The organism is Paenibacillus sp. YN15, from assembly GCF_003285005.1.
Lineage (GTDB): Bacteria > Bacillota > Bacilli > Paenibacillales > NBRC-103111 > Paenibacillus_AR.
Genome location: NZ_QMFA01000003.1, coordinates 17,737 through 38,031, shown reverse-complemented (window position 1 = coordinate 38,031; position 20,295 = coordinate 17,737). Strand labels below are relative to the sequence as shown.

At 50.3% G+C, this 20,295-nt stretch carries 16 protein-coding genes; 4 read left to right on the top strand and 12 right to left on the bottom strand.

Translation table 11 applies throughout. From position 1 onward, the window contains the following. Positions 1 to 213: 213 nt before the first annotated feature. The gene (locus DQG13_RS03585; protein ID WP_113018340.1) at positions 214 to 6,756 is read left to right on the top strand and encodes an immunoglobulin-like domain-containing protein; all 6,543 of its coding nucleotides are present in this window, start codon (positions 214 to 216) and stop codon (positions 6,754 to 6,756) included. Positions 6,757 to 6,939: 183 nt separating this feature from the next. On the opposite strand, the gene DQG13_RS03580 is transcribed toward DQG13_RS03585, so the two are convergent. Further along, positions 6,940 to 7,287, bottom strand: a complete 348-nt coding sequence (locus DQG13_RS03580; RefSeq protein ID WP_113018338.1) for a hypothetical protein — start codon at positions 7,285 to 7,287, stop codon at positions 6,940 to 6,942. A gap of 153 nt (positions 7,288 to 7,440) precedes the next feature. Between DQG13_RS03580 and DQG13_RS03575 the strand changes: the two genes are divergently transcribed. Next, a complete protein-coding gene (locus DQG13_RS03575) occupies positions 7,441 to 8,190 on the top strand; it encodes a DUF4184 family protein (RefSeq protein WP_113018336.1) in 750 nt (249 codons plus the stop codon). Between the two features lie 70 nt (positions 8,191 to 8,260). On the opposite strand, the gene ppsA is transcribed toward DQG13_RS03575, so the two are convergent. The 9 genes from ppsA to DQG13_RS03530 all read right to left on the bottom strand — a co-directional run bounded on the left by ppsA (position 8,261) and on the right by DQG13_RS03530 (position 18,655). Then, positions 8,261 to 10,864, bottom strand: a complete 2,604-nt coding sequence (ppsA, locus tag DQG13_RS03570; protein ID WP_113018334.1) for a phosphoenolpyruvate synthase — start codon at positions 10,862 to 10,864, stop codon at positions 8,261 to 8,263. A gap of 634 nt (positions 10,865 to 11,498) precedes the next feature. Continuing rightward, positions 11,499 to 12,470 (bottom strand): DMT family transporter, encoded by a 972-nt coding sequence (locus DQG13_RS03565; RefSeq protein ID WP_113018332.1) that lies wholly within the window; start codon positions 12,468 to 12,470, stop codon positions 11,499 to 11,501. 29 nt (positions 12,471 to 12,499) lie between these two features. Continuing rightward, on the bottom strand, positions 12,500 to 13,459 hold the full coding sequence (locus tag DQG13_RS03560; protein WP_113018330.1) for a D-2-hydroxyacid dehydrogenase: 960 nt from the start codon (positions 13,457 to 13,459) through the stop codon (positions 12,500 to 12,502). A gap of 10 nt (positions 13,460 to 13,469) precedes the next feature. Next, complete coding sequence (locus DQG13_RS03555) at positions 13,470 to 14,381, bottom strand: sugar phosphate isomerase/epimerase family protein (RefSeq protein WP_113018328.1); 912 nt, start codon at positions 14,379 to 14,381, stop codon at positions 13,470 to 13,472. A gap of 15 nt (positions 14,382 to 14,396) precedes the next feature. Then, on the bottom strand, positions 14,397 to 15,347 hold the full coding sequence (locus DQG13_RS03550) for a transketolase family protein (RefSeq protein ID WP_113018325.1): 951 nt from the start codon (positions 15,345 to 15,347) through the stop codon (positions 14,397 to 14,399). Continuing rightward, on the bottom strand, positions 15,344 to 16,165 hold the full coding sequence (locus tag DQG13_RS03545; RefSeq protein ID WP_113018323.1) for a transketolase: 822 nt from the start codon (positions 16,163 to 16,165) through the stop codon (positions 15,344 to 15,346). Before DQG13_RS03545 ends, DQG13_RS03550 begins: the two co-directional genes overlap by 4 nt. A gap of 26 nt (positions 16,166 to 16,191) precedes the next feature. Beyond that, a complete protein-coding gene (locus tag DQG13_RS03540) occupies positions 16,192 to 17,019 on the bottom strand; it encodes a sugar phosphate isomerase/epimerase family protein (RefSeq protein ID WP_113018321.1) in 828 nt (275 codons plus the stop codon). A gap of 25 nt (positions 17,020 to 17,044) precedes the next feature. Beyond that, positions 17,045 to 17,533, bottom strand: coding sequence for a ribose 5-phosphate isomerase B (rpiB, locus tag DQG13_RS03535; RefSeq protein ID WP_113018319.1), 489 nt, complete (start codon positions 17,531 to 17,533; stop codon positions 17,045 to 17,047). Positions 17,534 to 17,638: 105 nt separating this feature from the next. Then, positions 17,639 to 18,655 (bottom strand): LacI family DNA-binding transcriptional regulator, encoded by a 1,017-nt coding sequence (locus DQG13_RS03530; protein WP_113018317.1) that lies wholly within the window; start codon positions 18,653 to 18,655, stop codon positions 17,639 to 17,641. A gap of 252 nt (positions 18,656 to 18,907) precedes the next feature. Between DQG13_RS03530 and DQG13_RS03525 the strand changes: the two genes are divergently transcribed. Beyond that, complete coding sequence (locus DQG13_RS03525; protein WP_113018315.1) at positions 18,908 to 19,114, top strand: helix-turn-helix transcriptional regulator; 207 nt, start codon at positions 18,908 to 18,910, stop codon at positions 19,112 to 19,114. Continuing rightward, the gene (locus DQG13_RS03520) at positions 19,111 to 19,542 is read left to right on the top strand and encodes a DUF6442 family protein (protein WP_113018313.1); all 432 of its coding nucleotides are present in this window, start codon (positions 19,111 to 19,113) and stop codon (positions 19,540 to 19,542) included. The genes DQG13_RS03525 and DQG13_RS03520 overlap by 4 nt, the downstream gene beginning before the upstream one ends. Before the next feature lie 162 nt (positions 19,543 to 19,704). Here DQG13_RS03520 and DQG13_RS03515 read toward each other — a convergent pair whose 3' ends face one another. Beyond that, positions 19,705 to 19,947, bottom strand: coding sequence for a type 2 periplasmic-binding domain-containing protein (locus DQG13_RS03515; protein ID WP_113018312.1), 243 nt, complete (start codon positions 19,945 to 19,947; stop codon positions 19,705 to 19,707). A gap of 42 nt (positions 19,948 to 19,989) precedes the next feature. Next, positions 19,990 to 20,223 carry a hypothetical protein gene (locus tag DQG13_RS03510; protein WP_113018310.1) on the bottom strand — a complete coding sequence of 78 codons (234 nt, stop codon included), beginning with the start codon at positions 20,221 to 20,223 and terminating at the stop codon, positions 19,990 to 19,992. Positions 20,224 to 20,295 lie beyond the last annotated feature (72 nt).

Below are 20,295 nucleotides of genomic sequence, written 5' to 3'. Positions count from 1 at the left end.
TTATTCTTACCTAAAAACTAACGAATTCCCCAAAATAACACGATCACCAAAATGATTTACTCAAATTTTCACGAACTAAAAAAACATCATGTTCATCTAAAAAGAACGCATATATACTCGTGATATATTCAAGCTGAAAGGATGTGAAAGCGCTATAACCAAATGTGAGAGACTATTGACTTACAAATTCGGAAATCGGAGGTATGTCTAAAGATGTTTAATCGACTATGGAACAAGCGGATATCCTGCATGGTCGCTTTGAGCATGGTGTTCAGCTTTTGCGCAGGGATTGTCTCTCCTGCTTATGCAGAGGAATCCGAGGGCCTCAGTACTGTTGTACTTAAACTTAGCCCGACAGATGACGCCAGCGTAAACTCATACAGCACCAGCGCTACATCACCGAGCGGTACATTGATCCTGGGAGCCAACAGGCAATTTATGATGAAATTCGATTTATCCGGCATTACCGACCCGATTGAAAGCGCTACCCTTAAGCTCTACAAATCGAATGCGAATAGCGGAGCCAATTATTCGGTGTATAAAAGCGTCTATGATAATTGGTCGGAGCAATCCGTCACATACGCAAACCGGCCCCAGGACCCCCCGGAGGAAAATCTAATCGCCAGCGGCACAGCAAGCGGCGCTGCCGGAACCGTGGTTGCGGTGCCCTTAACCGATACGGTTAGAACTGAAGCCGAAGGTGACCAGGTTTTGACCCTTGTATTCAAACGGGATAATATAGTTGCGACCCCTGGAGTCGATTTGGCCTCCAAGGAGCACGCCACCGTCGCCTGGAGACCTGTGCTGGAAGTCTCCGTTTTGAAAGCGCTCACGAATGAGGAGCGCATAGCCAGCGATAAAGCAATGCTGCTGCAGCAATTCCAGGGTAAAACAGTAACGGAGAATCTGAATTTGCCCACGGAGGGACTCCTGAACTCCTCCATTGTTTGGACCTCGGACAACCCTTCGGTCATTAGCCATACAGGCGCCGTTGTCCGGCCCGAATATACGGAAACGGATATTCCGGTGACGCTGACGGCAGCATTGGCTTACGGCGCAGCCTCCGACACTGCCGTCATACAGGTGACAGTCCAAAAGCTGCCTACCCCCACCGACACCCAGCGGGTGGCCAGGGATAAGGAGCTGCTGGTTGCCAAATACAACAATATGACTGTATACGAGGATGTCTATCTGCAAACGGTAGGAGATTACGGCTTCTCCTCCATTGTCTGGAGCTCAGACCGGCCGGACGTCATCTCGGACACGGGCGCCGTCAACCGCCCCGCAGCAACTGGAGCTGACGCCAATGTGAAAATGACCGTGACCCTCCAATACGGCTCAATTGCCGATTCGTCCGTGATCAATATGATGGTGCCCAAGCTGGCTCCCCGCACCGCATCACTGGAGGGGAGCATGGCCGCGCTGCTGGATAAAGCCGAGCTGCTGCTTGGTCAATACAGCGTTGGAGCCGGCCCCGGTCAGGTCAGCCAAACCGCCAAGGACCGGTTCGCCGCCAAGGTAGAGGCCGCCCGCTCCGTTCTGGCCGATCCCTCCGGGGATTTGGCGCTGGGAATCAAGCAGCTGCGGGAAGCGGGAACGGCCTATCACAAAAGCACCGTCATCTCCGACAAGGTGGTGGATGCCAAAGCCAACAAGCTGGAATTCTCCGAATACCGGCAAACCCTTCACACGCTGATTTGGGAAGCGGAAACCATGCTGCTGATTGAACCGGAGATGTACACCCAAGCCTCCAAACAGGCGGTAGCCGATGAAATTGCCCATGCCAGCTCCGTTCTGGAGGGAAGCTACCAGGTGCCCTTTGTCCGCCATCGCGCCTTTTATTCCCCTCGCCCGGACGAGGATATCCGGTTTGCCATTGAGCATTATTCCAGAGCCTCCCACCCGTTCTCCAACAAGTACGGGCTGAAAGAAGCGGTGGCATGGTATCCCGGCAGCCATATTCTCTCCGGCACGTATGCGACCGTTTCGCTCCCGCCGGTGGATGACGCCTTCATCTGGACAACGGAGAAAAACAAGCCCCATAACGGCGGTACGCTGATTTACGGGGAAGGGCGAACCGCTTACATGAAATTTGATCTGTCCGCCATTTCCGGAGAAGTGAAGCAAGCCCAGCTTCGCGTAACCAACTGGAAAACCGACCGGAATACCACCGAGGTCCATTATGAGACCGACGATTCCTGGTCGGAGGGCAGCCTCCTCTACCCGGCTTCGGGAGAGCCGGCTTTGGGGCCTGTGGTCAGCACCTTTACATTGGGGGCCAAGGACGCGGCGGGAACCGGCGTGGCGGATCTGACCGTTCCTGTACAGATTGAGCTGCTGGGAGACAAGCTGCTCAGCCTCAGCTTCAGCAATGTGGCGGGAACCCGGTACGCCTCGGAAATTCACTCCAAGGAAACCGCTGCCGCCGCCAATCGGCCCTATCTGGAGTTAAGCCTCAACCAGATCGTAGACGCCAAGCTGCAGGACAAATATGATAGAATCACCGGCGCCGCAAACGACCTGTTGACCAGTAGTGAAGCCGGAACACAAGCCTGGCAGTATCCGCAAGCGGCTATTGATACGCTGCAGGACAGCCTTGCTGCCGCCGCCCAAGCTAGGCAGGAAGGTGAGGTGCAGGCTATCGGCGCTGCGCTTGTCAACGTGTATAATGCCATGAAGGCCATGCGGGATGCCCAGACTCTCAGAAGTGAAGCCGAACCGGAAGCCTCTTTGTATTTCACCCAAGAAGGCTTGGAGAATTTACGGTCCAAAATTGAACAAAGCGCCGATCTGAAAGCCAAATACGAAGAAGCCAAGCAAATATCGGATGAACAATCGCTGGATGATTTGCTTGACCAGAAGCGGTTCCTGCAGGATGATGTGGATTATGATGCCCTGAACAAGGAATACAAGCTGTGGAGCAATTCAACAACCTTGATCTTCACTCCCCCGTCGGGTACGGCTTCCATCAAATTGCAGTTCACGCTGGATTCGGCGGACAATGAAGCTTCAGGTCTCGGACATACATGGATCGACAGTGTGGTCATATCCCCCGCCGATACGGCAGATCTGGATATCAAGAATGCAGGCTTCGAAAATGGTGACCAGAATCCCGAATATTGGACACCGACAGCAATCAAGGGAAATCCGGTTCTAACGTGGGAAAGCCGAAGCAATTATTCCAATGAGGGCAGCCGTTCCATCTATATTGAAAACCCCACTGGAAATGACCAGGGAGCCTGGACTTCCTCACAGGATATCGCGGTGGCAGCAGGTGTATCGCACACGCTGACCTTTGCCGCCAAAATTGATGGCAAGCTGAAAAATGGTGTAAAGGCAGTTATTACGTATAAGGATGCCAACGGAACAGCGCTGGGTTCAACGGAACTGGCTAATAACCGCAAATCCACTATAGCTGCTCCCAGCAACTTGAGCCTTCAAGCAGATGCTTTGGTTTATGCCGTTACCGGAGACATTGCTTATGCGCAAAAGGCCAAAGAACGTATTTTTTTGAAGCTTAACGACTTCCTGCAAGGCGCTGAGTATTGGCAGATCGCTGATGCCAGACCGGACAATATCGATGCCTACGGAAAAGTCCAGGGAGGACGGGTCGCCTCCGTCATCGCTTCCGCCCTGACCTTCATCAAAAATGCGGAAGTATACTCGGATGAGGAATACCGGGATCTTCTCAACAAACTGAATTATTTAAATCTATTCCTGAATGATGGCAGAGACCGTAATGAGCTGGACGATTACAATGTACAATTGGGAGCGAGCAACTGGGAGTCCGACGCAGTCATTGGGGCCGCCATGCTGTCCATGGTATATCCCGAATTGGATAACGGCAAGCAGTTGATCGCTAACGCCAACAAGTTAATCAAAGCGCAACTTCTCTACAGCGTGGGGGAAGAAGGAGAATGGCCGGAATCCGTGCGTTATCATGTGGCGGTACTACAGCGCTTTGCCGCTTATGCCAAATCTCTGCGCAACCAGACGGGCGAGGATTGGTTTGCCTTCCCCAAGCTCGTGAAGATGTTTGAATACAATACGGACGTGCAAACGCCGCCGTATGCCTATGCAAACGGCTACATTAACTCGCCGATATTCGGCGATGATGTGATGACCTTCGGAAACGAGTTTGCCTTGCTGGGCGTCTATTACGATGAGGTTGCCCGAACCAACAGCGGACTAGCCTCCAAGATGTATCAGACCTGGGTAAAGGCCGGCAGCCGTCTGCCGGCCAACGGAGTGGAAACCATTCTGCTGGAAAGTTTCTTTACTCCAGTCGGTGAAACGCCTGCATATGTACCATTCAAACTAACCTCCACAGATATGTATAAAGGCGTCGGACTTGTGATGTTCCGCAACCATTTCGGCACCCCGAAGGATACCTTCATGTCTGTGATGGCCAATACGACTGCATTGGGCCACGGTCATTATGACCAGGGCAGCTTTACTTTGTATGCAAACAGTACGCCGCTGGTGCTGGACCCGGGCATTGAGAGCTATTTTGCCGGCTCCACCAACTGGTACCGGGGTTCCTCCACCCATGCAACGGTGCAGTTCCGAAAATCGGACAATTCCTCTTACTTGAATACGCCGACAACAAGCACTAATCACGCTTTCTCGACCAATAGCCATCTGGATTCATTTTCGCTGCAGGTCGCCGACCCGAACAGCGGTTCCACAGGCACCCAGACCCGTAAAATCGCTTATATCAAGGACGGCTTTGAAGCCTTTGTCGTTTGGGACCAAATAAAAGGAGCCTCCGCCGGCACGATCTGGAATCTGCCCGTTGCCGCATCCAAGCCGTCGGAGATCAACGGCAGCCGGATTGAATCGACAGGACACTATGGCACCGATCTGGAAACCACTGTCCTAGAGCCCGCCAATCCGGCCATCACCCGGGAATGGGGCAGAACAACCAACATGGTACCGTCAGTGGACGGCGAAAAGAAGCTTGATTATATCCGCATTGCCAACGGCCCAAACATGAACTACCTAACACTGCTTTATCCTAAGGCTCAAGGTGCGGAGGGATTGACTACCGAGAAGCTTGAGGTCGATGCGCCGCTGGATGTTTACCGCTTGCGTACGGCGGGCGGCAAGATAGCCTATGCGGTCGTCAATAACAATGGGGACTCGGCCTCACTGAGCCTGAATTCGGACGCCGATCTGATGAACCTGAAGACAGAGGAGGTATATATCTCTACAGATGGGACGGTTAGCCTGCCGATTGCCGGAAACGAACTGGTCATCCTGATGGAGTCTGCAAAGCCGCCGCTGTGGCCTGCTGAAGCGGCAGTATCCGCCAAAAATATTACTGCTACAGGGGCCACTATCCAATGGAGCCCTGCCACTGGCGCAACAGGTTATGACCTGCGTGTCGGCAACAACTGGTATATGGGAGTTGCCGACACACTCTATACAGTGACGGGACTTCAGCCGGAAACCGGCTACAGCGTTGAAGTCCGCGCTTACAATGATGACGGTTATGCTGCAGACATGATTGCCGGGCAGTTCACCACCATCAAAAACGCCGGTTCTTCTGTTACGGATACCAATCAGTCAAGCAATACCGGTGTAACATCCGACAACAAGCTTCAGACCGTCGGCACTGATGGGATCATTGATGCTACAGCGCTGAAGCTGGCATGGAAGAACACTGACCAAGTGAATCTGAGGATTCTGGGTGATATAGCCATTCTTCCTGCAGCTGCGCTGGCAGACGCGGCCTTGAATCCGACTTCCTCCATTGTGATAACATCAGACCTGGGCTCCTATACCCTGCCGCTTAAAGTGCTGCAACTGGCAAAACAAGCAGAACTGCTGGGTGTGAATGTGGCGGACCTGAAATTCCGGGTCACGATTGCTGCAGCTTCGGCAAATGAACAGGGAGCCCTTGCAAGCGCAATTGAGTCCATCGGAGCCAAACTACTATCTTCGGCAGTCGATTTCAGACTTGCCGCCGAGACAGAGAACGGCCGCGTGCTTCCGATTGAGAACTTCGGCAGCACCTATGTGAAACGTACAATTGCATTGAAGGGTGCGGAGGCCTCTCAAACGGCAACCGTTGCCTTATACGATGCGGCCGCGCGACGTCTTGCCTTTGTTCCGGGCAAAATAAAAGACGGTGAAGCTGAATTTATGCGGCCTGGCAACAGCATTTACACCGTTATAGAACTTAACCGGACCTTTGAAGATCTGAAAGGCCACTGGGCTGAATCGGATATTCAGCGTTTGGCAAGCAAGCTGATCGTGGAGGGCGTGTCCAATGCCACATTCGAAGCAAACCGAAGCATTACCCGGGCTGAATGGGCTTCCCTGCTCGTCCGCTCTCTGGGCCTGACACTGTCCGGAGAAAGCTCCTTCCGCGACGTTTCTCCGGACGACTGGTATTATACGGCTGTTTCGGCTGCAGTACAAGCCGGAATCGTGAACGGATATCCCGATAGCACCTTCCGGCCCGATGCTCCGATTACCCGTGAAGAGCTTGCCGCTATGCTTATCCGCGCTCTGACGTTTGCAGGCAGCCCGGCTGTCTCCCTCACTGCCGAACAGACGGTAGCCGTGCTTGGAAATTTCAGTGACAGCAGCAGCATCCAGTGGGCCAAACAGGAAATGGCGCAGGCAATTCAGGAGGGAATCCTGCAGGGTCAAGCGGCGGCATCCTTGGCAGCGTCCGCCCAAGCCACCAGAGCAGAGGCGGTAACCATGCTGAAGCGTTTCCTGGAGAAGTGCGATTTTATCGAATAAACCCAAGCACAGGATCAAGGGGCGGTCCAGAAAGTCAGTGAAAACTGACACTGGACCGCCCCACCTGGTAATCATGCGCTTTACAACGCTTGTTCATCTCCAAACAGCTTGATTGCGTAAACCTCATAACAGGGTGCACCGTGAGTGGACTCAAACCAGCAACGGATTTCAACGATGCTATGCTTACAAATCTTCAAACCCTGCAATTAAAAAAATGAAAAAAGCAACGATAATAATGTGAGCAATTGAAAAAATAAGATGTGCCGACAGTTTCCAATCTGTATCGGAAAGTTTCCACTTTATCAGTAATTTATGAAATAAATAGCCCAATAAATTAGCAACCAATAGAGACTGTATTAGCCATTTTGAAACAGTAATAAATGCAGGGGTATTATTTACATTTGGTATCAAAAACCAACTAAAACCCTCGAAAGCCAAAGAAACAACTATGATTACCCACGCAAAAAAATGAATTGGAACAGCTATCGGGATATTCTGACGAATATGGACCAGCTCCCTTGTCGCTTTCATCCTTATGCTGCCCCCCTCACTGTTAAGTTTCTCAAATAAAAGTATATCGTCAGTTGTTACAAAATGGGAAGCAAGAACGTCATCTTTATTATAAAGTTAGATTTCTGTAATATTTTGAGGGTAATCCAATCTATAATCACAAGGGGGGCCGCTATGCCTTTTACTTTTTCCCATCCCATCTATGCGCTTCCACTGAAATATATAAGTCCCAAAAAGCTTAATGTTACTGGTCTGGTATTGGGGAGTATGGCTCCCGATTTTGAATATTTCATTATGCTGGAGCCTTATAGCAGAATAGGCCATTCTATATTGGGCTTGATTGCGCAAGCACTTCCTTTGAGCATATTGCTTGCCTTTATCTTTCACCGTGTTGTTAAGGAGCAAATGGCAATCCATTTGCCTTCAATGTTTAGTCTGAATCGAAGAGCATATCATGCCATAAGAGAATGGAAGCTTTACAGCACAAACGATTGGATAATTTTTCTATTATCAATCACTGTTGGTTTTTTCTCGCATATAGCATTAGACGCTTTTACGCACAATCAAGGTTATTTTGTTATTCACCTTTCTTTTTTACGTGAAACATACTGGGGTTTGCCATTATTCAAAATATTGCAGCACAGCTTATCTCTATTGGGGCTATTGTTAATTTTTATTTTTATGGCAATTTATCTTCTGAAAACCAGCCCTGTTTCGAATAAAGCGTTGAACACAACAATGAAGCAAAAACTGTTATTTTGGTTGGCTGCAATAGCATGTTCAATCATTGTCACCGGTTTAAAGCTATTGTTTACCCCAAGTAAAAATATCATTGGCATCTTAGTTGTAGCTCCCATTTCCGGCTTGATGTTAGGCATAGCCTTGATCTCTTTAACAATCAAATTAAATAAATCCGTTAAATGAAATGTATTGTCTGCGGGAACAGGCCCGACCCTTCCTCTTTTCCTGTTCCCGCCGCGGCTTATCCTTGCCCTCACAATAGCTCGATATACCCTTCTGTTCCGTGTACGCGAATTCGCTGCCCGTCTTTTATCAGCTTGGTAGCATTTTCCACTCCCACAACTGCCGGCAGCCCATATTCACGGGCGATAACTGCCCCATGGGTCATCAGTCCGCCCACTTCGGTGACCAAGCCTTTAATGGAGATAAACAACGGCGTCCAGCCGGGGTCAGTAAAGGAGGTGACCAATATATCCCCCTCTTCCAGATGGGCATCCTCCATGTTTAAAATAACCCGCGCCCGTCCTTCCACAACTCCGGAGGAAACAGGCAAACCCGCTATCGCTTCGGGCGGCAGGTTTTCCCGTTTGTACTCGCCTGTAATGATTTCGCCATCAGAGGTGATGACAGCCGGGGGCGTTAGCTTTTCAAACTGTTTATGCTCGTCCTTTCGCTTGCTGATGATCTGCTTATCCAGCTTATATTCACGTACAACCTGGCGAAGCTCTTCAAAAGTAAGATAATAGATATCTTCTTTTTCCTGAATCACACCGGCTTGCACCAGTCGTTCGGCTTCCTTCAGCAATGCCTGCTTATATAGGAAGTAACGGCTAATCATACCGTATTTAGGATATTCCCTAAACCCGCTGAAATTCCGGATCAGGCTAATGGCCCGTTTGGTCTCTTCGGCTTTTGCTTCACCCTCCGGCAATTGCTTCAAGCGGTCCAGCAATTCCTTCTCTTTTTCCAAAGCTTCCTGCCGCCCTTGCTCAAACTTCATCTTGCCTGCATTCGGCGCAAAGCTTTTGATGTTACCCAGAATCATCGGAAGAAGCGCAATTGGTTTTTCACTCCAACGGGTTCTCGTAATATCGATTTCCCCCACACACCGCATTCCGTACTTATGAAGAAAAGCACAAATCGCGTCATGAGCTTCCTGACCGCCCTCCAGCTTTACGAGCTCCTCCAAAAAGTGCTCGTCTTTCGTATGCTGCAAAAAATCAATGACGTCCGGATAAGGACGAATCACATCTGCCACATCCAATAACGCCAGGCCCATTTCTGACGTAATATTGTTGGGGACGGATTGGGAAAGGATATCTGCCGCGTTTTTCTCGCCTAGCCACTTATTCATATGCTCATTGATCCATAATGAAGCATTCATGGCAGCCATATACAAAGCGGAGCCTTGCGGGTCAAATAAAAACTTTTTTAGCACCTGGATGTCCTCCAGAATAAAATCCAATACATCTGATCCGGATTTCATTTGGATGGTATGCTTTAATTCATCGATGGAGGCTTGATTTTTCTTAATCAAATCAGAAACGATTGCCGGGTCATTCGGGATTTGCGGTTGGGACTCCGGCGGAACCCCTTTGGGACTGGGACTCCCTTCTTTTTTATCATTCGGCAATAATTTTATATAATCCCGCTGGATTATGGTGGTGAGTGCGTCCTTTATGAGCGGAGCGGATTGCTCAAAGGAGCTTAGCAGCATTTCTCTGCTGTCAGACGAAGCAAGCATCTGTGTAACATCAACAAATAATCTTCCGCCGGCCTTAAACCTCGGTCCAAAGGATGTTAGCTCGAATAAAGACATCCCCAAGGGTCTCAAAGGATCAGTCATCATTTGTTGGTAACCGACGGATAAGTAAACGTGATTTTCCTGGTCATTTGCTTCAGGGATGGGGTATAAGGTAGTGATAGGCCGACTCTGGACAATATAAAAGGTATCATCAGCCAAACACCATTCGATGTCTTGGGGGCATCCAAAATAAGCTTCGATCTGTCTTCCGATGCGCGCCAACCGCAAAATTTGTTGCTCCGTAAGGGTTTGAGCCTGTTGCCGATCGGGATCGATCTGCCGTGTCTCCGTTCCCCCTTCCTTCCGGCCATAGATAGCCAACTTTTTGGCCGCTATCCGCTTATTGACGATTTCCCCTGCTTGCACTTTATAACAATCGGCAGAAACCAAACCGGAGACCAGCGCTTCCCCAAGTCCAAAACCCGCATCAATGGATAGCAGCCTCCGGTTGGAGGTAACCGGATCAGCGGTGAATACAATCCCCGAGGCTTCCGGGAAAACCATTCTTTGAACGATCACGGATAAATAAACTTGGCGGTGGCCGAAGCCATTTTGTATACGGTAGATTACCGCGCGGTCTGTGAATAGGGAAGCCCAGCATTTGCTGATATGCTGCAGGATTGCTTCTTTGCCGATGATATTTAAATAGGTGTCTTGTTGGCCGGCAAAAGAAGCATGCGGCAAATCTTCAGCAGTCGCACTGGAACGCACCGCATAGGCATGTTCCTCGCCAAACCGGGAGAGATGGCAAGTTACTGCATCCATAACATCGGAAGGAATCTCTGTATCCATAATGATTTGCCGAAGCTTCCCGCTGATTTCGCCGATTTGTTCCCGGTCTTCTGCTTTTAGCATGGTTAATCGATCCAATAAAGCATGAACCGTTTCGTTTTGCCCGATGGCTTTTTGATAGCCCGCTGTGGTAACACAAAATCCTTCCGGTACTTGTATCCCTTGAATTTTGGATAATTCCCCTAAATTCAACCCTTTTCCGCCAACAAGCGAAAGCTGCATGTTTTCCGCTTCCTGAAAACTGAGCACGAAAGAACTCAACCCACATCGCCCCTAACCTTGAATTTAAAAAACATTTGACAAGAGCTCGCCGGCATGGTATATTTAAATTGTAAGATGCAATATTTATGATTATATTCCACAACACGGTCGTGGTTTGATTATATCATTGTATTTGTTTACATGCAATCTAAAGAACCTGGCAAAGTTGCCCAGGTTCTTTTTCAACATATCAGAAAANTTGTATTTGTTTACATGCAATCTAAAGAACCTGGCAAAGTTGCCCAGGTTCTTTTTCAACATATCAGAAAATATATATCGGAAGCGGCAGGGCAATTGCATTAGACTTTGTACGAAACATGCCCCTATGCGTTTCTAACGCGGTTGTGCTGTGGTTTTGTTCGCTCACAGTAGACATTTTGCGAATTTTGTCTTTCATACAGTGGACATGAGCAGAGTAGCTCTCTCCTCCCCTACTTTGCTCACAAAACACAATATACGGAAAACGCACGCTGTTCAACAACTATATATAGACGTATATCCTGGAGCGACCTCTATAGCCGCAATGTCCACTTTCCAACGGACATTCAGGAAGCTTTTGTCCTTCTGACGCATACAAAACCTGGATACCGTCTTGATAAACGCGCAGCTTCACATTAAAAGCTGCAGCTTCCTTCTACCCTGCCGCGTTCTTGCCGGTTCCGGCCGCAGGCAGCGCAGGCCGTTTACTCCCTGTCTGCATCCGGTCACGCTGCACCAGGTACATAGCGGCCAGCACGCCTGCGCCGCCGATGACCTGGGACAGGCTAACGGATTCGTTCAGCAGAAAATAACCGGCCACCGCGGCTGTAATCGGCTGAATATAGCCGTAGAACGAAGATTTGAACGGCCCGAGCCGGGCCAGGGACCAATTATGCAGCGTAAACCCGACCAGCGTGGCCAGAAAGGCCGTGTACAGCAGGCTCAGCCAGCCTGCGCTGCTGATGCCCGCAAAATACGCGGCATCCGCCTTCCACAAGACATAAGGCAGCATGGAAAGAGCGCCGGCCGTCATTTCCCAGGAGATCAGCAGCATCAGCGAATATTTGGCGGTCAGCTTGCTCATGCCGATCAGATAGAAGGCGCCGAACAGGCTGCGCAGAAGCAGCAGCACATCGCCCCGAAGGGTATCGGGACCGAAATGCAGCCCCTGCTCCCCTCCGGCGACAATCAGGACGACGCTGGCAAAAGCAACCGGCAGACCGACCAAAATACGGGGAGTCAGCCGGATCTCCCGGAGCGCAAGGGAGATCATGACGGTGAGAATCGGCATGACCCCCCGTCCGAGAACGGAGCCGTTGGCCGCGTTGGAATATTGGAGGGCATAGGACAGCAGCGCCTCCATGCCCACAGCCGAAAGAACGCCAAGGAATAGGATCAGCCCCAGACTCCGGGCTTCCATACGAAGGCTTAAGCCTTTTTTCCGGAAAGACGAATACGTATATGCCCATAAAACCGGTGTAATGATCAGGTAGCGAAGCCCGTTAAACATAACAGGGTCCCATTCCCGGCCGCCGATTTTCATTGAGCCCATGTTCAAGCCCCAAATCAGGTAAACCAGCAAAAATCCAAGGTGGGGATACAGGCTCTTCAAAGACCGGGATTCCATTGGCTTAAACCTCTCCTCTGTAGAAAAGCCTATTGATTCACGACATGGATGGGATTACCCTCCAGAAACTTCTGCAGGTTTTCCACCGCAATATCCATAAGTCTCGCTCTTGCTTCTTTTGTAGCCCAGGATATATGGGGAGTTATGATGCAGTTCTTCGCCGTCAGCAAAGGATTATCCGCCTTAGGCGGCTCCACCGAAAGCACATCCAGACCTGCTCCCGCAATCACACCATCGTTCAAGGCTGCAGCCAGATCCTCATCTACAATCAGGGGACCTCTGGAAGTATTGATCACAAAGGCGGATTGCTTCATTTTGGACAGACTTTCCTTGTTGATGATGCCCTGGGTCTCCGGAAACAAGGGACAATGGAGGCTCACAATATCGGCTTCCGCCAGAAGCTGGGACAGTTCGACCCATCTGAACCCTTTACGCAAAGACTGGTCGCTTTGATGATGGTCATACGCAATCACATTCATCCCGAAGGCCTGGGCAATATCCTCCGTCTGCTGCCCGATTCTGCCAAAGCCGATGATGCCCAGCGTCTTGCCCTCCAGCTCCACCAACGGAAAATTCCAGAAGCAGAAATCCTGGCAGTTGGTCCAATCCCCATTATGAACGGCCACATTATGCTCCTGCACATGGTGGCAAAGCTCCAGAATCAAGGCAAAGACCATCTGCGCCACAGATATTGTTCCATATGTGGGAATATTCGTAACCGGAATCTGTCTCTTCCTAGCCGCTTCGATATCCACTACGTTGTATCCTGTAGCCAATACTCCGATATATTTCAGCTTCGGCAGCTGCGAGATAAGCTCCTCGCTCAGCGGCGTTTTGTTGGTGATCAGAATATCGGCATCCTTGGAGCGCTCCAGAATCAGATCGGCAGGCGTCCGGTCATAAAGAACAACCTCGCCCAACTGATGGAAGCCCTCCCAGCTTAAATCGCCCGGGTTCAGCGTATAACCGTCCAATATCGTGATTTTCATCCTTTTCTCCTTATACCCTTGCCCATGCAAGGTTTAATGTTCGTTTGGCATTCGCCACTACAATATCCGGGTCTTCATCCCCAAAGGGCTTCACTTCAAAACTGACAATCGGCGGATTGCTTTCATTCAGGAATCCGATCTGAAGCAGCAATCGCAAGTATTCCACCAGCTCATCCATATCATTCTCCCCACCGGGAAAGCCGAACCGCGGATGGACGTCCCCATAAGCAGGCAGTGAAGGCTCCTTCACAACGCAATTTCCCATGTGGGCATGCACGATATAGTCTTTGATGGGAAGAATGGCTTCCTCCGCTGTTTCCTTAATCAATGGAATATGGCTCAAATCCACCATTAACCCGAAATTATCGAATTCTTTTGTTATATCCTCCGCATACCGTTTCGCCAACGCTGCCGGACCGACCAGACTTTTCTTATCGATGTCGTAGTCAAACACCTCATGAACCACCCGCAGCCCACCCTTGGATTTTGCATAACGGCATAGCTCGCGGGTGGAGGCCAGCAATGCTTCATAGGCTTGTTCCTTTTGGTCTTCCTCATATTTTCCGCTCAGAAAGGCGAAGCCTACTGCACCCATTTCATAAGCTTCATCAATCCCTTCCTTCAAGGTTTCGACGGCTTTTAACCGGCCTTCCTCATTCAGATCATTGATGTTAAGACCCGTCGTCAGCAAACGGGGCTGTCCTCCGTAAGCAACGGTCATATGAGAGGAATCCAGCATTTTTTTAACCTGGGCCCTTGTTTCCCCGTTCTTGATCCAGGTGATCTCGATGACGTTAAAATAATCGTCCACCGCAAGCTTCCGCACGGTTTCCACCAGTGGGCCCTCCCCGTTCATGGTAGAAGGATATGCCATAAAATGTACCAGACCAACCCTCATGTATTTATGCATAGACTCGAACATCTTTTTATTCCTCCTTTAATTCGTCAGATTCTGATACTCCAGCACCTGGTTGACCGCATGAATGATATGGGGAGTCATAAGTCCGTATTTATTCAACAGCCCCTGATATGTGCCGCTTTCGCCAAAGGTATCCGCCAGACCGACCCGCCGCAGCCGGGCGGGGCAGTTCTCCGACAAATATTCTGCGATAGCGCCGCCCAGTCCCCCCAGAACCGTATGCTCCTCTACGCTGACTACCGCCCCTGTCTTCTTGGCATACCGGACCAAAGTTTCACCGTCCAAAGGTTTTATTGTAGGAAACTCCACCACAGCCGCGCTGATTCCCAATTTCTCCAACTGCTCCGCCGCCGAAAGAACATAGGGAAGCAGCGTTCCGCTTACAGCAAGAGTTACATCGTTCCCATCCTTTAATACCTTGGCGCAGCCGATCTCAAAGCTTTCGTCCCCTCCATGGCAGGAGCCCGCCAGATCGCGGGACAGCCGCAAATATACCGGCCCGTTATGCTTCAGCATAGCAGCCACTGCGCCATAAGTCGTTTCAATGTCCGAAGGAACCAGGACGGTCATATTGGGCATAGCCCGCATGATGGATATATCCATCACTGACTGATGGCTTGCACCGTCGGCAAAATCGGAAAGTCCCGCATAGCCGCCTGCAAGCTTTACATTAAGCTTGTTGTAGGCAATGAGGCTTTGCACCGGGTCCCCGGCTCTTAAAGCCAGCAGGAATGCAAAGGTAGACGCTACAGGGATTAGTCCGGAAGCTGCCATACCCGCAGCGGCGCCAACCATGTTGGCTTCCGCAATCCCAAAGTTAAAAAACCGCTCCGGATATTTTTGCGCAAACAAACGGGTCTGTGTGCTGCTGGATACATCGCAGTCAAGAACGGCCAGTTGCGGAATTTCCTCGCCCAGCCGGCACAGCGCTTCGCCAAACACCACTCTCATTGGCTTTGACACGGTCATCCGAGCACCTCCTTTAATTCCTTCATGGCTTGGACGTACTCATCCTTGCCGATGGGCTTCCCATGCCATGCCGACTGGCCTTCCATGAAGGAAATCCCCTTCCCTTTTACAGTTTCTGCGATGATAGCCACCGGTCCACGCTTCTGAAGCGCCTCCTTGCAGGCATCCAGGATGGATTGAACATGATGTCCGTCACAAGCAATCGTATGAAGTCCAAAAGCCTCCAGCTTCGCCTTTAAATCCCCCATAGGCATAACTTCCTCCACCGTGCCATCCAATTGCACATGGTTTCGGTCGATCAGGATAACCAGGTTATCCAGCTTCCATTTGGCAACGGACATCATAGCCTCCCAGTTTTGCCCTTCCTGCAGCTCCCCGTCTCCGCAGAGCACGAAGGTTCTGTAGCTCCTTCCCAGAAGCTTGGCCGCCAGAGCCATGCCAACCCCCACGGAAATCCCCATTCCCAGGGAGCCTGTCGACATTTCCACCCCTGGAAGCTTGAACATGCAGGGATGGCCCTGAAGACAGCTTTCCATCTGCCGCAAGGTATTCAGTTCAGCCGGATCAAAATAGCCCTTCTTCGCCAAAACCGCATATAATGCAGGCGCAGCATGGCCTTTGCTTAGCACAAACCGGTCCCTGTCCGGCCATTGCGGCTCCCCGGGCCTGATATTCATGATTTCCCCGTACAGCGCCGTTAAGATTTCGGCACAGGATAAGCTGCCGCCCGAATGGCCGCTTCCTGCCTTATGGATCATGTCGATGATGGTTATCCGAAGCTCTTGTGCTTCGCGCTGGAGCTTTTCAGCCGTGGGCATTGCGCTTCCTCCCTTCAAGGTCGTTCTCACTTATTCAAGTTATACTGCCGGATTTTGGGCAAAAGGAACTGGATTGCCTGGCGGGCCGCCGTATCCGGATCGGGCTTTGCCAGAATTTCTACTGAGGCCCACCCGTCATAGCCGATTTCCCTCAGTCCGCTAAACACCTCCTCAAAGTCCAAATGCCCCTGTCCGGGAGCCAAGCGGTTGGAGTCTGCCAAGTGGATATACTTAATCCACGCAGCGTTGCGCTTAAGGCTTGCTCCGATTCGGTCATCTTCAATATTCATGTGGAAAACATCCGGCATCAATCCTACATTCCGGTATGAAAGCTTTGACAGCAGCCGGCTGCCCTCATCCAGATTATTGACAAAGTTGATCTCATAACGATTCACCGGCTCCAGAATGATCGTAACCCCATGCTTCTCCGCATTTTCACAGACCCGTTCCATCGTTTCAATAAAAAGATTCTCCATCTGGCTGCATGTCTGGCTCTCGGCAATAAATCCCCGAACCCGCCCCACATTGACCAGCCTTCCAAAGTCCTTGGCCAGGCCAATAAAGCCGTCAAATACCTCTACCGCCTTATCCCGCACGCTTCTGTCCGGATGGGTAAAATACAAGCCCAAATCGGCAAAAACCTGACCGGTGCTAATACAGCTCACTTCCAGCTTGTATTGGGCCAGCCAAGCAGCCAGGTCATCGGGGCAGATATCCTCCGCAGTTTTCAAGGCCAGCTCGACTCCATCGTAACCGTACTCAGAAGCCTTCCGCATCGAATCGCGGAATCCCCTCCAAACAACAAACGCCGAGGGCAAGGCCTTGTCACCGGCAATGGCCACCGACAATCTCATTGTGCGTCACCTCCTATGGATGGAATCATTTTTCCGGGCCATGCTCCCAGGCATTGGATGTGCATAACGCTTCCTCCGCCTCGGCGATCAAACCCAGGGAAATATCATGTCTTCCCCCTTCATATTCAGTAGTCAGCCAGGTCTCCAGAATATCCAGCGCTTCAAGAACACCGGTAATTTTGCCGCCAAGACAAAGCAGATTGGAATTGTTGTGAGCCCTGGTCATTCTCCCCATATAAGTGCTGGTGCAAAGCGATGCCCTTATTCCCTTGAACCGGTTGGCAAAAATACTCATGCCAATCCCCGTGGAGCAAATGAGGATTCCTCTGTCGGCCTCCCCTCCGGAGACGGCCTCAGCCACTTTGGCTGCATAATAGGGATACCGGACGATCTGCGCAGAATCCGTTCCAACATCATGGTAGGCAATTCCCTTGCTTTTAAAATAATCGATAATGTGGAGCTTAAGGTCGTAGCCCCCGTGATCGTTGCCGATCCAAATCGGTTTTTGCTGCATGCTTTTGTTCCTCTCCTTCTGTTCATCCAGTTTCGATGAAACGTTTCATTTAGAACGCAAAAAAATGCTTCCCAACAAAGGGCCAAACGATAAGGACTCATACGCTTACCGCTTGGCATAACCGACACTTTCCCGGATGATGAGGTCCGTGTCCAAAACCACGGTTTCCGGCTGGTGGGCCGCTTTCTTCTCTATGGCGAGCATCTGCTCGACCAGCGCTTCGGCCCCCATGGTACCCAACTCATATTTGGGCTGGCGCACTGTAGTAAGCTGGGGTGTGCAGAGAGAAGCCATATCCACATCGTCGAACCCCACCAGAGAAAGCTGATGCGGAATCACCAACTGCCGCTCCCGGGCTGCTTTCATCGCTCCCAACGCCATCAGATCATTGGCCGCGAAGATGGCCGTAGGAGGATCAACGCCGCGCAAAAGTTCCGTCGTGCATTTGTACCCGCTGAACCAGTCGTAGGAGCCCCTCTTGATCAGCCGTTCATCCACCGGAATGTGCTGCCGGGTCAAAAATTCCACATAGGCCTCCTGCCGGCACCGGCTGCTTTTGGATTCCAGCAATCCGCTGATGAAGGCAATTCTCCTGTGTCCGGACTCATACAGCAGGTCCATGGCCTTCAGGGTTCCCCCCCTGTCATCCACATTGATGATATCGCAGCCCGGAATCTCCGCATCATACATGTCCACCAGGACAACCGCGCATTGCTTCCGTATTTCCTGTATTTCATCGCTGCTTATGCTGGGTTTGACAAGGATCATTCCGTCCACATTTTTTTCAATCAGGATGTTGATATATTCCCGTTCTTTTTCGATGCTCCGGTCATTATTGCACAGGAATAAGGAATAGCCGTAACGCTTCGCAACATCCTCCGCACCTCTTGCCACTTCCGGATAGAAGGGGTTGGTTATATCGGGGATCAATAACCCAAGGCTTTTGGAAGCTTTGGTCTTTAAGGTTCTCGCTGTAATATTCGGTCTGTATTTCAGCCTTTGAACCGCCTCCAGCACCTTCTTCCTGCTTTCCTCGGTGACTGAAGGATGATTATTCAATACATTGGATACCGTTCCCAGCGAAACTCCGGCTTCCGCCGCGACTTCCTTCATTGTAGCCATTATTCCGCATTCTCCTAAAAAACGATTCTAAGCCAACTCCGAAATGAAACGTTTCATAGTTATTTTATACCCTGCCATTCTTCATGTCAATGGCTATAATACAAGCTAATGTCTCTGCTTCATCAATTCGGCATCTACAACCGTAAAAATGTTGAGAACAGCATAAAACGGAAAGCTTACTTGACATTTCTTGCATTGCACGATATGCTTCATTAATGGAAAGTTAACTTTCCATGAATGAGGGAGGAACGCATGAACAACCGTTTGGAAGAAATCCGCAAGCAACGCGGAATTAAACAAGAAGAATTAGCGGCTGCTCTTGAAGTGTCAAGGCAAACTATCGGTTCGCTGGAAAACGGACGTTATAACCCTTCGATTCTTCTAGCGTTCAAGATTGCCCGGTTTTTCGGTACGAGCATCGAAGAAATCTTTATTTATGAGGAGGATGAAAATGTATGAAACACACGATTTCGTATATTCTGTTTACCATTTTAAGCATAGGACTATTTGCAAGCGGTTTGTACTTCATTAAAACACTTGAAGATCCGCAAGGTATATTGCGAGTGTTGCCGTATATCTGTGTTGGACTTGGCTGTGTCATGTTTGGTCACGGTATTGGAGGAATAGTCGATCAACTCGCTATGAAAAATAATTCGGCCGCAGCAAAGCAGCTTGAAATTGACAAGAAAGATGAGCGTAATATGGCAATCGCTAATCGGGCAAAAGCGAAAGCATATGACATGATGATTCATGTGTTTGGAGCCTTAATTCTTGCCATTGCCTTAATGGGTACAGATTTAACAGTGGTATTGCAATTGGTTTTTGCCTTTATGTTTATCCTTGGATATAGCACTTATTACCGGTTTACGTACTATAAAGAGATGTGAAAAATTGAGGTTTCATAGGTGTTTCTTCACTTGAAAACAACGACTAAAATATCTTCTTTAGGAGTAATCGAAAGATTGCTTCTTTTTTATGCCATTTTTGAGAAGGTGAACTCTTATATGGCGTAGTATATCTGTTGATTCCGCAGAATAATCATCATTGGGTTATTGGGCCGATTCCGGCTTATCCGCGGCGATACCGCCGTCGAAGCGCTCCAGCAGAAACTGTCTGAAGCGCAGGGCCGGAGGGGACAGGTAGCCTTCTTTGCGGGCGAGGCCGATGGTCCTGCGGCAGCTGACACCGGCGATGTTAAGCCGGACCGCTGTCTGCTCCTGCTCCAGGCCGGGGATGCGCGGCAGCAGGGAAACTCCCAGACCCCGCCCGCCAGCCACCGCCGACAATGCCAAAATGAATCTTTTCCATCCTAATATTCACCCTTTCCCCGTTGACTACAGCTTTCGCCCGTCCCGGTCGCTACCGGTTCCGGAATAAGGCACGCCCGTCTCCATCACCAGCCGGATGCCATTCTTCAGCACCGCGTAGGCACGCCGGCAGTCTCCACCTGCATGCCGTCCCCGGTAGTAGGTGCGGGTGCTTCCCTCGCAGGCGGCCATGACGAAATCCACTGGCTCCAAACCGGTCAGTTGGATGAAAATATGTAGGTTCATTAACGGGACAAGCATAGTGCCCCACCTGAACCTAAGTTTTCTTACTCATGACTGCAGTCACGAGTTTGCGAAAACTAATCATCAATT

What these genes read in the sequence shown, in the direction of transcription:
- DQG13_RS03585 (WP_113018340.1), top strand. Translation starts at nt 214, where the DNA reads ATGTTTAATCGACTATGGAACAAGCGGATATCCTGCATGGTCGCTTTG.
- DQG13_RS03580 (WP_113018338.1), bottom strand. Translation starts at nt 7,287, where the DNA reads ATGAAAGCGACAAGGGAGCTGGTCCATATTCGTCAGAATATCCCGATA.
- DQG13_RS03575 (WP_113018336.1), top strand. Translation starts at nt 7,441, where the DNA reads ATGCCTTTTACTTTTTCCCATCCCATCTATGCGCTTCCACTGAAATAT.
- DQG13_RS03565 (WP_113018332.1), bottom strand. Translation starts at nt 12,470, where the DNA reads ATGGAATCCCGGTCTTTGAAGAGCCTGTATCCCCACCTTGGATTTTTG.
- DQG13_RS03560 (WP_113018330.1), bottom strand. Translation starts at nt 13,459, where the DNA reads ATGAAAATCACGATATTGGACGGTTATACGCTGAACCCGGGCGATTTA.
- DQG13_RS03555 (WP_113018328.1), bottom strand. Translation starts at nt 14,381, where the DNA reads ATGTTCGAGTCTATGCATAAATACATGAGGGTTGGTCTGGTACATTTT.
- DQG13_RS03550 (WP_113018325.1), bottom strand. Translation starts at nt 15,347, where the DNA reads ATGACCGTGTCAAAGCCAATGAGAGTGGTGTTTGGCGAAGCGCTGTGC.
- DQG13_RS03545 (WP_113018323.1), bottom strand. Translation starts at nt 16,165, where the DNA reads ATGCCCACGGCTGAAAAGCTCCAGCGCGAAGCACAAGAGCTTCGGATA.
- DQG13_RS03540 (WP_113018321.1), bottom strand. Translation starts at nt 17,019, where the DNA reads ATGAGATTGTCGGTGGCCATTGCCGGTGACAAGGCCTTGCCCTCGGCG.
- rpiB (WP_113018319.1), bottom strand. Translation starts at nt 17,533, where the DNA reads ATGCAGCAAAAACCGATTTGGATCGGCAACGATCACGGGGGCTACGAC.
- DQG13_RS03530 (WP_113018317.1), bottom strand. Translation starts at nt 18,655, where the DNA reads ATGGCTACAATGAAGGAAGTCGCGGCGGAAGCCGGAGTTTCGCTGGGA.
- DQG13_RS03525 (WP_113018315.1), top strand. Translation starts at nt 18,908, where the DNA reads ATGAACAACCGTTTGGAAGAAATCCGCAAGCAACGCGGAATTAAACAA.
- DQG13_RS03520 (WP_113018313.1), top strand. Translation starts at nt 19,111, where the DNA reads ATGAAACACACGATTTCGTATATTCTGTTTACCATTTTAAGCATAGGA.
- DQG13_RS03510 (WP_113018310.1), bottom strand. Translation starts at nt 20,223, where the DNA reads ATGCTTGTCCCGTTAATGAACCTACATATTTTCATCCAACTGACCGGT.